The organism is Polyangiaceae bacterium (assembly GCA_020633235.1).
Lineage (GTDB): Bacteria > Myxococcota_A > Polyangia > Polyangiales > Polyangiaceae > JACKEA01.
Genome location: JACKEA010000006.1, coordinates 151,876 through 165,929 on the forward strand (window position 1 = coordinate 151,876; position 14,054 = coordinate 165,929).

8 protein-coding genes are annotated in these 14,054 nt (G+C 67.7%); 4 read left to right on the forward strand and 4 right to left on the reverse strand.

The features are described from left to right. Positions 1-14: 14 nt before the first annotated feature. On the reverse strand, positions 15-1,394 hold the full coding sequence (locus H6717_30410) for a TldD/PmbA family protein (protein ID MCB9581383.1): 1,380 nt from the start codon (positions 1,392-1,394) through the stop codon (positions 15-17). Next, positions 1,391-2,857: a TldD/PmbA family protein gene (locus tag H6717_30415; protein ID MCB9581384.1), complete on the reverse strand. Its 1,467-nt coding sequence runs from the start codon at positions 2,855-2,857 to the stop codon at positions 1,391-1,393. Before H6717_30415 ends, H6717_30410 begins: the two co-directional genes overlap by 4 nt. A gap of 58 nt (positions 2,858-2,915) precedes the next feature. On the opposite strand from H6717_30415, the gene H6717_30420 reads away from it, so the two are divergent. Then, positions 2,916-4,427: a GNAT family N-acetyltransferase gene (locus H6717_30420; protein MCB9581385.1), complete on the forward strand. Its 1,512-nt coding sequence runs from the start codon at positions 2,916-2,918 to the stop codon at positions 4,425-4,427. Between the two features lie 1,676 nt (positions 4,428-6,103). Beyond that, complete coding sequence (locus H6717_30425) at positions 6,104-7,654, forward strand: AgmX/PglI C-terminal domain-containing protein (GenBank protein ID MCB9581386.1); 1,551 nt, start codon at positions 6,104-6,106, stop codon at positions 7,652-7,654. A gap of 531 nt (positions 7,655-8,185) precedes the next feature. Here H6717_30425 and H6717_30430 read toward each other — a convergent pair. After that, on the reverse strand, positions 8,186-8,674 hold the full coding sequence (locus H6717_30430) for a DUF3592 domain-containing protein (GenBank protein ID MCB9581387.1): 489 nt from the start codon (positions 8,672-8,674) through the stop codon (positions 8,186-8,188). Here H6717_30430 and H6717_30435 point away from each other — a divergent pair. Then, a complete protein-coding gene (locus H6717_30435; GenBank protein ID MCB9581388.1) occupies positions 8,664-10,628 on the forward strand; it encodes a protein kinase in 1,965 nt (654 codons plus the stop codon). The two genes, H6717_30430 and H6717_30435, sit on opposite strands and share 11 nt — an antisense overlap. Before the next feature lie 212 nt (positions 10,629-10,840). Here the strand turns inward: H6717_30435 and H6717_30440 are convergent, their stop codons facing one another. After that, complete coding sequence (locus tag H6717_30440; protein ID MCB9581389.1) at positions 10,841-11,677, reverse strand: zinc metallopeptidase; 837 nt, start codon at positions 11,675-11,677, stop codon at positions 10,841-10,843. 91 nt (positions 11,678-11,768) lie between these two features. Between H6717_30440 and H6717_30445 the strand changes: the two genes are divergently transcribed. Then, on the forward strand, positions 11,769-14,042 hold the full coding sequence (locus tag H6717_30445; GenBank protein MCB9581390.1) for a hypothetical protein: 2,274 nt from the start codon (positions 11,769-11,771) through the stop codon (positions 14,040-14,042). Positions 14,043-14,054: the final 12 nt, after the last annotated feature.

A 14,054-nucleotide genomic window follows, 5' to 3' on the forward strand; every position in this document is an offset into this window, starting at 1 on the left:
ACGAGGGCAAGCCCTCAGTCGGCGCGCTTCGAGCTACCCGTGAAACGCAGGCCTCGAATGCGCACCGCAGGTGCGGCGACGGAACCGCTCTCGGACCACCAGTTCGGCAGCAGTTTTCGCTCCTGCGTCATTCCGTCACAGCGGGCGAAGGCCTCGAGAATGCTGTCCGTGAAACGCAGGGTGACGACCGGCGTGGTGACCTTGCCGCCTTCCACCAGGAAGGTACCGTCGCGGGTCAGTCCGGTCATCACGGCGCGACGAGGCTCCAGCATCCCATTCACGTAATGTAGGCGCCGCACGTACAGCCCACGCTCCATGCCCTGAATGAGCGCTTCGGTGCTCGGTTCACCGCCACCCGCCACGACCAATGCCGAAGGGGCAGGGGAGCTCCCTCCGAAACGAGACGGCGCCGCCGCGTTGCCCGTGGACGTCGTTCCCATGCGCTCAGCCCAGGTGCGGTCGCTGACGAACCCCTTGGCGATGCCGCCGTCCAGGAGCTCCACGCGCCGTCGGAGCACCCCCTCGCGATCGAAGGGTGGCGCGAGGGAAAGCTCGCCGAGGGGATCTTCCGTCACCGTGAGCAACGGTCCGGTGATGCGCTCGCCCAGGCGTCCCGACAGCGGGCTCGAGCCTTGGTGCACTTCTTGGGCGCCGAAACCGATGACGGCGAGCCACTCCAAGAGCTCCGCCACGGCCTCCGGCTCCAGCACCACGTCGTAGCTCCCCGGCTCGATGGGCACCGGATTCTTGCCGCGCAAAGCGTCCGCGATGGCGCGCTCCGTTTCGGCCTGGAGAGCCAGCGCGTCCAGATCCCGGTGCGCCGACTGGCCATGGCCGGCGGCGCCGCCGGCGCCGGCACTCTCGAGCGCCCAGACCTTGAAGTGCGCGAGCGTCGCTCGGTACGAGCGCGCCACGCCCCGCGTGTTCGCCACCGCGTCCATGCTCGTGGTGGTGTCGAGCACCCCGGTGGCATGAAGGCCTGCCTTGGCAATCGAGTCCAGCACCGGCGCGAGCCGCGCGACGCGTTCTTCCGGAGTTGCCCGGGCCGTGCTGTCCGAGTAGCGCGCGGGCAGCACCGTGACCGTGCCTTCGTTGGGGGCGAAGCCGGGAAAGGAGTCGTCTTCCGGAAGGGACGGCGCCATGCGCGCGGCGGTCTGGATCGCCTCCACCAGGCCGGCTTCGTCGAGCGAGCTGGTGGACACCTCGGCCACGCGCTTGCCCTTCGCCACGCGTACCGTCGCGTGGGGCTCTTCGAGCTGCATGTGCTGGCCCAGGTCCCCGACGTAGAACCGCGCGAAGCCGCGGCGGGCGAACCGCCCCGTCGCCTCGGCCTCGGCCTCTCCCGCTCTGTGGAGGGCGGCGGTGAGCAGATCCAGGAGCTCCGTCGGGGTCACGAGTGTCCGACCTCCGTGTTGCGGAAGCGCGCCGGCGGCGCGCCATGCGCGACCTGCATGGCCTGGATTGGATCGCCCTTGCCGCAGTTGGCCAGGCCCCAGATGCGTGTCTCCTCCGGCCCGCAGATGGCATCACAGCTCCGCCACAGCTCTGGGGTCACTCCGGTGTAGCGGGCGTCTCTCAAGAGCCGCACGCGCTTCCCGTTCTTGATTTCCCAAGCGAGCTCGCAGGAAAACTGAAAGTTGAGGCGCAGGTCGTCGATGCTCCAGCTCTGGTTGGTGTCGAACAGGATGCCGTCGCGCGTGTCCAGGATCAGATCTTCGAGGGAACCGGAGCGCGGCTCCAGCGAGACGTTGATCATGCGGATCATCGGGACGCGATTGAAGCCGTCCGCGCGCACCGTGCCCGTGCTCGCGCGGCCGAGCGCCGCGGCGGTCTCGCGGGAGGACAGGTAGTCGACGAAGATGCCGTCCTGAATCAGGGGCGACTTCTTGGCGGGCGTGCCCTCGTCGTCCCAGCCGAAGGTGCCGAGCCCGCGGGGCGCGACCGAATCTGCGGTGAGGGTGACGATGTCCGAACCGTAGCGCAGCTTGCCGAGCTGCTCGGGTTGCAGGAACGAACCGCCCGCCAGGGAGATCTCCGCGCCCAACGCGCGGTCCAGCTCCGTGGGGTGACCACAGGACTCGTGGACCTGGAGCGCCAGCTGGTTCGACGCGAGGATCACGTCTCGCTTGCCCTCGGGGCACTGCGGCGCCGAGAGCAACTCGATGGCTTCTCGACGAATGCGCGGGGCCGCCTGAGTGAGCCCGGCTTCGGCGATGGCCTCGTAGCCCGCCTGTTGGCCGTTGGTGCCTGGGGTACCGGGGAAAGAGCGACGCTGAGAGCGACCGTCGTCCGCCACCGCGACGGCGAGCATGCCGATGTCGCCGTACACCAGGTGTTGCTCGACGTCGGTCCCCTCCAGGGTGAGCAACAGCTTGTCGATCTCGGTCCAGCTCATCCACGCTTCGGCGCTTCGAATTGGCGGGCCGCCGCGTCGGAGCTCCGCTTCTGGTACGGAAAGGTCCTCGAGCTTTTGCTCCAGGGACACACCGAAGGGATCGACGGCCACCGGGGTTTCGTAGTGGCCCACCTGGGGCTCGATGGGAGCGAGCACCACCGGCGCTCGGATCAACCGGGAGCTCGCCAGCGCAATGGCCACGGCGTCGTCCACCATCTGGGTCATGGCCTTGGCCGCGGGTATCGCGGTGCAAGCGAAACCCCAGGCTCCGCGTGCGATCACGCGCACCGCGAAGCCCGCGCTCTGGTGCTCGCCGATGCCATCCGGCGCGCCGTCCCGGACCCGTAGGCGTTCACTCCGATCGCGGTGGTAGCGCACTTCGGCGTGGGTCACGTCGGGGTGGCGCTTCGCGCGATCCAGGGCCGTGCGACACAGCTCTCGGACGTCGGCGGAAATGGGCATGAAGGAGCGAAAGTGTACGGGACCCGAGCCGCCAAAAAAAGCTGTATGCTGACGTGTGATGCCCGAGCCCGACAGCTCTCCGGTGACGATCGAGAGCGAACGGCTGGTGCTGACCATGCCTGGGCCCGAGGCGGCCAAGCGCCAGCTCTCGTACTTCGCGAACAACCGTGAGCATCTCGCGCACTGGTCGCCTCCCAATCCGCCGGGCTTCTACAGCGAGGAGTTCTGGCGCTGGCGCCTGGCGGAAAACCGCTCCGAGTACGTCGCGGATCGCTCCATGCGGCTCAGCATTCTGTTGCGAGGGGACCCCGCGGGGACCGTCATCGGGACGGCCAACTTCAGCGAAATAGTGCGCGGCCCGCTGCAGGCGTGTTTCCTCGGCTACTCCATCGACCACCGGCACCAGGGTCGGGGTCTGATGAAAGAGGCCCTACGAGCCGCGATCCCGCACGCTTTCTCGCGGCTGAACCTCCATCGCATCGGTGCCAACTACGTCCCCACCAACGAGCGGTCGGGGAGGCTGCTCAGGAGCTTGGGCTTCGTGGTGGAAGGCTACGCCCGGGACTACCTGTACATCGACGGCGCGTGGCGGGATCACATCCTCACGGCGCTGACGAACCGCGAGCTCACGAGCCCCGGCGTCCGCAGGCAGGATTTCAGCACCAATCCCATCCAGAAACTGTCAACAGACTCTAGCTCGTCGACGCGAGAGCCACGCCAGCGCGAGCCCTGCCACCGACAGCGCGCCGAAGCCGCCCGCCGGCGCCGCGGGCGCGCTGCACGCGCAGCCACCAGCCGGCGCCAGGTCCTCGTCGGTCGTTGCTTGGGCGCCGCCGCTGCCCGCCGCGCCGCCCAGCCCGCCGCTACCGCCGAAGCCGCCGGTCCCAATGGGCGGAGGCTTCGGCGCGGGCGCGTCAAGGCTCACGGCGCGGTACATCGCGTCCCGGTCGCCGCGATTCACGATCATCACGTACACGTCCGTCGCGCCCTCGGGGATCGGGATCTCCGCGCGGTAGGTGTCCGCGAGCTTCTCGACCTCCACCGGATCGCCGGCGTTGCTGACGGGGGACGGCGAGTACGAAAACTGGATCGGGTCGGCGTCGAAGCGCACGAGCAGCGCAGGGTCGTAAGGGTCGCCCTGCCCGCCGTAGATGTTCTGCTGCCGCTCCTGGTGCGCCCACACCACCTTCAGCGTCTTGGCGCCCTCTTCCAGTGTGTCGTGGATCTGGATCAGGCCCGGGACGTAGTCCGCGGACGGGGCCACCGGCGCGGCGAAGCGCCCGGGAGCCATGAAGGCGTTGCCCACCACGTAGCTGTTGGCGTTGATCGGCTTGCCTTCGTACTCGAGCACGCGCTTGGTGGTGGGCAGCACGCCGCGGCTCTGGAGCTCGTCCCGCAACGCCTTGCCCACCGTGGTGCCCAGCGGGGAGGAGTCCACGCTGGAGGCGATCAGCTCACCCAAGTCGTCGTAGCCCACGTCGCCGCTGGGCGCCGCCATCAGCGCTGCCAGCACCGCCGCGTCGAAGGTGTTGCGATCCGTCTCTGGAAGCGACTTGCGCACGGACCATAGCCCGCCCGAGAAGAAGTTGGAGTCCTCGTGCACCTCGCCGGTGAGAGACTCGGGGCACGTCGCCTTGTTGTCCAAGGTGCGGATCACCCCGCCGTAGCCGGCGGACACGTTCTTCGCCGCGTACTCGCCCACGTTCGGGTCGCCGGTGATGGCACTCGAGAAGTAGTCCGCCAGGCCCTCGTTCATGGCGCCGGGCGAGACCGACGAGCCCCACTGATCGAGGTGCCAGTGGCTCACGAAGTCGATGGTGCGGTTGGCCATCGCGTGGCCGAACTCGTGGTAGACCACATCGCCATCGTAGGAAAAATCGGCGAAGGTGCCCTGGCCGAACCACAGCCCTTGCCCGTCCGGGCCAAAGCCACCACCGAAGGGATTCTCCGGCGTGAAGAAGGCGTTGTCGTACGGCTCCAGATCCAGAGTCGTGTCCTTCATCTTCTTGTAGTTGCCGCTGGAGTACCCGGCGGGCATCCGTAGGTTCACGATCGCTGGGATCGGCACGGCATCCAGCTGGGGCATGCCCAGTTGCTCGAAGAAGTCGTACACCACCGTCAGGTGGTAGAACATGCTGACTTCCGCGTATTCGTCCTCTTTCAGCGTGTCGCCGGTGTACGTGTAGGGGAAGTCTCCCTGGGCATTCGCAACGGCGTGCTGCTCCATCTCGCAGGCGTGGATGGAGAACTGACCACCGGACAGGGTGTGCTTGTCGATGCAGTTCTGCACCGTGATGCGGGGCCCCGTCAGGGTGGTCGCTCCTTGAGGAAGATCCACCAGCTGCACCATTTCGGTCTGCGGCGTGGTCACCGGGTTCTGCGCGTGGACGGTAGCCTCGCGGTCGAACACCACCGCGTCGTACATCATCGCCACCTTGCCGGTTCGCGCGTCCACCATCACCACGGGCGCTGACGGCAAGTTCGCTACGTTGCCGCGGTACAGGCCCCACACCAGGCGCGCCGTCGACCCCGTGGGCAGCCACACCAGACGGGCATCCTTGGCCGTGAAGCCGGACACCTTGCTCGCTGCTTGCGCCGCGCTCACGAGCGGCGTGGTGTCCGAAGGAAAGTCACGCACCAGGCTCACGGCCGCGAAGGATCGACTTCCCGAGACGACGCTGGCGCCGCGCCCCATGACCGGGATGCCGGCGTGGCGCTGCTGGAAGCGATACACGCTGCGTCCGTCCGCAGTCTGCATCACGGGAGTCGGAACCAAAGTTGCCGTGCTCGCATCCACGAAGCGCGCGCTCAACGCAGAACGTGCGGAGGTCGCAGTGGTGATCGATCCCAGAGCGTGTGCGATCTCGGTGCGGGCTTGCGCGGAAGCGTTGGTCGACAGCGTCAGCCCGGCGAGCAGTCCGAGGCCTGTGAGTGCGCGGAGCGTGGTCTTCACGGTGCTCCCCTTGGCGGTGTGGGTGGAGGTGTGGGCCGGAAGCGTTTCCCACCACGCCCCTCCATGCAACCGGTGGAATCTTCCGTCCCAGCCGCAGCAGTAGACCCGCAAATTCGTGCCAGTTTTTCGGGCTTCTCGATCTTTTTGGAAACTTCGGGCCCCGCCCTCGTGTCAATTCACAGCGAAACCGAACGACACGCCGCGAGCGCAGCGGGGCCCGACACGCGGGCCAGCGCTCTTGTCACCCGGGCGTGCACCACCCCCAACCCGGCATCTGCCAGGAGAGAACCGTCATGGCCCAGCTCCATCTCGATAGTCCCTTTTTCGTTCCCAACGCCGCGACCAACCCGTTCCGTCCCGTCGCTCGCACCGTGGAGCCGGAGCTGGAGGGCCCGTCGACCTACGCGATGGTGCAGAACGGTCCTCCCGTCGCCGCGAGCGAGGTCGAACAGATCGGCGCCACTGCCATCGAGGTGATGTTGCTGTGGGGCGACAACGTGCTGCACGTCGAGCACCTCTCTCCCCCGCGTCCGTTTCACCTGGGTGAAGCCGGCGACTACGAGATGCCGGCGGAGCGCCTGGGCGCGACCCGCGCACCTCTCGTCGTCATGGACTCCGGCGAGCCGCGCGTCGTCGTTCCCGCCGGCGCCACGTTGACCATCAACGGTTCGTCAATCCCCGAGACCAGCGCGGCGCCCGTGGCCGAGCTCGTGGGTGCCAAGAGCTACCCGCTGCCCGAGGGCGCGAGCTTCGAGATCGCGATGGGCGACCTGATCTGTCGCGTGGGCGCCACGGCCGCCGGCAAGCGCGCCAAGCGTAGCTTCTTCGCCACCGACGACCGCTCCACGGGGCTGTACTTCGGTCTGTCCACCTTGGCGGCGGCCGCCATGGTCGCCGCTGCGGCGTTCTTCGTGCCGCCCATGGGCCTGACGGACGACGAGGGCTTGGACCAGGATCGCATCTTGGCGATCCAGCAGTACCTGTCGGCGTCCGCCGAGCGCGAGCGCACCCAGCAAGATACGCAAGACGTTGCCGACGACGCCAACAAGGGCACGGGTGAGGTCGGCGAGGCCGCCAAGGGCGAGAGCGGCAAGATGGGCAAGGTCAACGCCGCCAACACGAACAAGCGTGTCGGCGTGAAGGGTCCGAAGGACAACACCGATCCGCACCTGGCCCGCGAGGCCGCCCTGAGGGAAGCCTCGAACTTCGGCCTGATCGGCATCCTGAACCAGGCATCCGGCGATCCCAACGCGCCCACCGTACCGTGGGGCCGCGCCGATTCCTCCGGCACCGACGACATGAGCGCCCTCGGCAACATGTGGGGTGACGACATCGGCGAGAGCGGCGGCACCGGCGGCCTGGGCCTGTCGGGTCTCGGTCTCGGTGGCGGCGGCCGCGGCGAAGGCATCGGCATGGGCATGGTCGGCACTTGCGGCTCCGCGGTGTGCTCTGGTCTCGAGCACGGCTTCGGCTCCTCGAACGGCCTGGCCGGCGGCGACCACAAGCCCAAGGCCCCGCAGGTCCGCCTCGGCAACACCGAGGTCACCAGCGGCACGCTGCCCGCCGAGGTCATCCAGCGCATCGTGCGGCAGAACTTCGGTCGCTTCCGCATGTGCTACGAGAACGGCCTCAAGAGCAACCCGAACCTTGCCGGTCGCGTCGCCGTACGCTTCGTCATCAACCGCGATGGCGCCGTCACCCAGGCCAGCAACGGCGGCAGCGACTTGCCCGACAGCGGCGTGGTCGGCTGCGTGGTCAGCGCCTACTACGGGCTCAGCTTCCCGGCGCCGAAAGACGGCATCGTCACCGTGAACTATCCCATCATGTTCTCGCCCGGTAGCTGAGCGAGCCCTTTCACCCCCGCGGCCATCGAGATCCCCTCGGTGGCCGCATTTCTTTTGGGCTCTCCTCACACATTCGTGGGTACCCGAGCGCGATGAGGAGGGCTCAGAGGGACGTGCCATTCGACTGGGTCATGGTTTTTCTGGTCCGGCGCGGCAAAAGGCCGAAGCGTCCCCTCTGCGCGGAAGACGTTCGCCAGTGAAGGCCGGCGAGCTCAGCGCGGGGTGAGTCTGCGCAGGGCCTCGCGGATCAGCTGGTCCAAGGGCAAGCGTTCGGCCTCTGTGCCGAGTGCCGCGACCACGCGTTCAGAGCGCGGGATGCTTCAGAAATCGAAGCTGAACCGAAACGCCCTCAGCGCGCGCGGACGTGCGCCCCTGCGCGCATCGTGACGCGAGACGCAGTGGCGAGGCATTGCGCGCCCGAAATCCTGTCTACTGAATTCGACATCGCGTCGCGACTTTCTTCGGGGGGCTCACGCCACGCGCTGCGCGGGTTCCATTCGCTGGCGAAGGTTGTTGGTCCGCCGCGGGACCTCACGTCACGCCCTTTCGCCTCTTGGGCCACAAGAAGAACGCCGCGAGCAGCGTGCACAGCCCCGTCGCGGCGAACAGCGGAACGGCTTCCTGATGTCGAGCCTCGGGGACGTCCGGAACCACTTCGTTGGGGTCCTTCGGATCGTAGCGAATCTGGACCTTCGCACCAACCGCCGCCGGTGCGTCGCAGTAGTTGGATTCGGCTTGCACGCCGCGCCCGTCGATATCCCAGGAATAGACGGGACACTCGGATTGGGTGTGGTTCGAACCCTCGTAGTGATGCAGCCGCACCACGGTCGCGGTTGCCGTCGCCGTCATGGTGTCGGGGCTGGTCCAACGGTACAGCCCGTAGCCGACCAGCGCGCCGGGGCCCAGGAGGAAGAACAGTCCGCCGATCACGAGTCGCGGGAGGTCTTTGGCGGTGAGGTGCACTCTCTGCTTCGCGTTGAAGACGTCGTCGACGCTATGGGACGCCCGAATGCGGGTCAACCGACACCATCGTGCATTTTTCAGCGACAATCACCCGGTGGACGACGAGGTCGAACGCCTGAAGCAGCTGCTCCAGGGCACCCTCGCTCCGGAGGAGCGAGGGACGCTCGAAACCGAGCTGACCGAGCGTCCCGCGCTGCGCCGCAAGCTCGCGGACTTGGCCATCGCTCAGGACGCCAAGGGCTGGGAGCAGACGGCGCGTGTCTCCCACGCGTTACCGCGACCGGAGGCGGCATTCGTGGAGGGCGTCGACGTCGGCGCCACCCTGGGACAGGGCGGCATGGCCATCGTCCGCATCGGGCGTCAGCTCAAGCTGGACCGCCCGGTCGCGGTCAAGACGCTGCGCGGCGATCGGCGCAGTGATGGTGACGTCGCTCGCTTGCTTCGGGAGGCGCGCATCACCGGGCGTCTCGAGCACCCGAACATCGTGCCGGTTCACGACATCGTCCGCGGGGAAGACGACGTTCCACAGGTCGTGCTCAAGCTGATCGAGGGCTACACCTGGACCGAGCTGATGCGCGACCAGGATCGCGTGGAGATGCTCTTTGGCGCGACCGACCTGTTGGAGTGGAACCTCGACGTGCTGATGTCCGTGACCCGCGCTCTCTCCTTCGCCCACAGCCGCGGTGTCATCCACCGCGACGTGAAACCCGCGAACGTCATGTTGGGCTCGTTCGGTGAGGTGTATCTGCTCGATTGGGGCATCGCACGAGACCTCGACGATCCGATCGAAGAGATGGAAGAGCTCGAGCTGGCGGGCACTACCGGCTACATGGCACCGGAGCAGTTGCCCGGCCGCACCGCGCCGCTAGGACCGTGGACCGACACCTACCTGCTCGGCGCGACGCTCTATCACGTGCTCGCGGGGCGGCCGCCCCACTCCGGCGTTCCTCTGGAAGAGCGCGTTCTCGGCGAAACGACCGTGGCGCCGTTGCCGGACGACGTGCCGGCGGAGCTGCGCCGCATCGCCGCTCGGGCGCTCGAGCCGGATCCGAAGCAGCGGACTCAGCGGCCCGAGGAGCTGCGGCTGGCCGTCGCCACCTTCCTACAACACCGCTCGGCGCTCCGTCTCGTGGAGCGGGGCGAGCGGGAGCAAGCTGCCGCGGAGCGCGCGCAACAGGTCGGGGACGATAGCGAGTGGGAACGCGCCGTGGTCTCGGCGGAGCTGTCCTACCGGGCTGCCCTCGACGACTGGAAAGACTGCGAGGCCGCCAGCCGAGGCCTCGACCAGCTCACCGTCGCTCGTATCGAACGCGCTCTGGCGGGCGACGATCCGCTCGCCGCCCGGCGCTTGGTCGAATCCCACGCCGGGCTCTCGGAGGAGCTCGTGGCGCGGGTGGAGACCGCCTGCACGCTGGCCGCGAACGAGGAAGGCCGACTCCGCCGCATCGTCACGGATCTGGATCGCGGCTTTGGCTACAAGGCCCGCGGCGTGTTGGGAGCGCTGTTCGGGCTCATCTGGGTCGTGTTCTGGTGCGTCGTCGCGTTCCGGCCACCGAAGACCGTCGCCGTGCTCGTTGGCTTCACTGCGACCGTCACCGTGGTGGGCGTGACGGTCGTCCTGACCCGCGCCAAGGAGCTCCTGGCCAGTCGCCTGAACCGGCACAGCATGTTCGTGGTGCTGGCCGGTCTGATCGCCGGCATGGTCTGGTGCATCGGGGCCAGCCTGCTAGGGCTCGAGATGCGCGTCGTCGTCATCGGCATCTTGCTGGTGTCCGCCATGTTCACGAGCGGCATGGCCACGCTGATGGACCCCTGGGGCACCGTCTCGGCCGTAGGCTTCACCTTGTGCTTCCTGGCGGCGTGCTATCGCCCGGCGTGGACGCCGTGGGCGGTCGTCGTGGGAAATGTCGTGCTGATCGTGAATCAGATCGCGCTCAGCATCCTCCGCCCTCGCATCGGCTTCGAGAAAATGCCGAAGGTGCGCCTCCGCGGCCGCGCCGCGAAGCGCTGACGCGGACGTTCTCCGTTCCTCTGGATGTTGGCTCGCCGCGAGCCCGTTGAGGACCCCCACCTCCTCGAGCATCGCAGAGCTCCGGGTTCGTTCAACGGTGAGCCTTGGCCCAGCTCACCAACGCTCGGAGCTTGCCCGACGACCTGAGGGACTCGAGGTCCAGACCAAAGCGCAGCACCAACTACGACGCCCTCCCGACGAATGCTCTCGTCCTACAGCTCCTCGGCTCCGAAGGTGTCGCAGCGTGTCGGATCGCCGGATTCCATGCCGCGTTGGAACCAGCGCACGCGCTGTGCGCTGGTGCCGTGGGAGAAGCTCTCGGGATTGACGCGCCCGCGCGCGCGACGCTGCAAGGTGTCGTCGCCGATGGCGGCGGCGGCTCCCAACGCCTCCTCCACGTCGCCCACCTCCAGCAAGCCCTTGCCCTTTGCGTAGGCACCCCACACGCCCGCGTAGCAGTCCGCCTGGAGCTCCAGGCGCACCGAGCTACCTGTCGGACCTTCGTCCTTGCCGCCGCCGGCCACGCGCTTGGAGGTGCCGAGCAGGTTCTGTACGTGGTGGCCGATCTCGTGAGCGATGACATAGCCCTTGGCGAAGTCCCCCTCGGCCCCGAGCTTCTTCTGCAGCGCGTCCAAGAAGTCCAAGTCCACGTAGGCCTGGCTGTCTCCGGGGCAATAGAAAGGACCCACGGCAGCCTTCTGAAAGCCACACGCGCTCTGTACTGCGTCGCGGAACAGCACCAAGGTGGGCGCGCGATAGGGCTTGCCGAGCTTGGGCAGCGCTTGGCCCCAGGCGTCTTCGGTGGTGGCCAGGATCTTGCGGGCGAAGATCGCTTCGGGATCGTTCGGATCCGCGGGAGCGCTCTGAGTCGTCGGCGTCGCCTCGCCGGACACGTTCGACAGTAGCTCCAGGGGGTTCTTACCGGTGACGACGGCGAGCACGAGCACGATCAGCACCGTGGTGCCCGACAGCGCGACGGCGCCCTTCTTGGCGGGGCTCCCGCGCCGATCTTGGACGTTGTCGCTCTCCCGTACGCCGCCGAGCTTCATGAGCGCGGTCTACAGCCGCCGGTGGGCAGCGGCAATCCGGGCCTGACCACCACCCTTTTGGCGGGAAGCCAATCGCGGTACGCAGGTCGGAATGTCGTTTCGCACCGTCCTGTCCAGCGCGCTGTTTCTTCTCGTCGGCTGCGGAGGGGCAGCACCGCCACCCGCGGTGAAGGCACCGACCCAGGCCACGAAACAGGGCGAGGAACCGGAGGCGAAGACGACGAAGGGGAAGCTCGCGCAGCTGCTGTCGCAAATCCCCCCGGCGGCTCCCGTCCTCGACGCACTGCCGGTCAAGGCCCGGGCGGATCTCGAGTCCCTCAGCAAGGCCCTTGGACCCGAGGCCAAGGCGCAGGTGCTTTCGGTCCAGGGGGCAGAGGTACGCCCCCTCCTGCACTTGGCCCTCGGCGGCAGCTCACCGCAGGCGTACCTCGCTCTCGGCAGCACCCGGCGCGGAGCCGACGAGCTCTTGGGTCTGCAGCTTCCCGAAGACGCCGCGGGTTGGAAGCAGCTGGTGGAGGCGACTCGAGAGATCGGACTTCGCGCAGCGGCACAGTGGCTGCGCGGCCGCGGAGACGACGTGAAGAACCGATTCACGGTGGAGCTCGCGGAAGGCATCGACCACGCGGCGACCACCCTGGACCGCGACGACCTTCGACGTCTCGCTCGACGTGCTGCGGTGGAGGCGGAGCCGACGCCCACGCGGTGGATCGCCGTAGTCAACGCGGAGGCGTGGATGCTGCACGTGGATGCCGCGAAGCAGGCCCTGGCGCAGGTGAAGGCTGGCGATCCGGCGCTGGCCGACGCCATCATCGGCGCCAAGAAGTCCATCGCCCGTGCCGAGCGCGCACTGAAGAAGCCGAGCACTTTGGATGAGGCCATCGACGTGGCGCGGGCCTATCTGGCTTTGGGGCTCACGGACGAAGCACAGAAAGTGCTCGAACCCTACCGCGACAAGGCGAGCAGCCATTTGGCTCTGTCCGCCACGCTCGCCGTAGCTGAGGTGGGCGGTGGCATCTGCCCGCGGCTCGTGGGCGTGGTGGCCAACGAGCTCTTGTGCGCTCACTCCTGGAACGGACTTGCTGCGGCCAAGAAGTACACGGACCTGATGAAGAAGGCTTGGACCGCCGGCCAGGGTCGGGACGAGCAGGCGATGGAAGCGTACATCGGTCTCGTCTACGTGGTGCCGTGGATCTACGCGGCCATGATCTCGACGGGACAGGATCGCGCGGCGTTGGCGGAGTCCTTCAAGCGGCGCATCGGCGAGCTGGTCGTTGCGAGCAAGGACGCCGTGAAGGTGAGCCCGAGCTTCGAAGGCTTGTCGCTGTTCGTGGATACCCTCGCAGCGGCCCTGGCCGCCGCAGAGCGCAAAGGCAAGGACGAACGCGTCGTCGTGAAGAAAGAGACACAGGACGCGCTCTTGGCCCGCGCTCGACAGCTGACCAAGACACGCCCGAACGATCGCTTCACCCACGCTGGCGTGCTCGCGGTAGCCGCCATGCTGGCGCAGGAGCAGGACATGCTGCCCTTGGTGGACGCGCTGCCCGACGACATGAACGCTCACGATCGGCTGATCAAGCAGGTGCTCCGCGTGTGGTCCGCCGTGGGCGCGCGCAAGGCTCCGCTAGCCAGTGACGCCGCCGGTGACATCGCGCAGCTCTTGCCCGACGAGAAGTCCAAGCCCCTGGAGCGAGCCAAGCTGGTGCTGATCTTGGCGGAGAGCGAAGCGGCGGTCACGCACGACGCACGCTCTCAGGCGATCCTCTCCAAGGTCGCTTCGCAGCTCCTCGCGGAGGGCGTGCCGGCGGAGCTCCGGCTGCGGGCCGTGGCCGATCGCGCGGGGGTGCTCGCGGACCAAGGGGACCCCGGCGCGGCGGCGGACTTGTTGGAGAAGGTGGTGTCGACGGCGGCGCCGACCATTGCCTCCACCACCGACAAGGACCTCTTCTTCGTGACCCGGGCGTATTTGTTCGCGCTTCGAGGCATGAGCACCAAAGGCGATGAGCGCGTGGAATACCGGGACAAGCTCCAGGCGTTGCTCGAGAGCCCGGACGCGGACGAGGCGCCGGCCAGCTTGGATTTGTTCGCCAAGCTGTGGCTCCGGGAGCTGAGCTATCAGATCGAGGTGGAGCGTTGCGGCACGTTGAAGGTGTGCGCAGATCGTGCCGCGACGAAGCGGAAGATGCCGGAGAAAGAGATCGTGGATCGCATCGGCGCGCAATCCGCGACGCTGCTGCAGCACGGCGTCGTGCCCGCGGGGACGTTGAACCTGTCGTTCAATTTCTCGGCGACCTCGGGACTGGAACCGCTGGTAGGCTTCGAGCCGCGCATCCTGGCCTTGCCGGCTCCTGCCTGGGCACTGAAGTGACGGCGGGGCGCG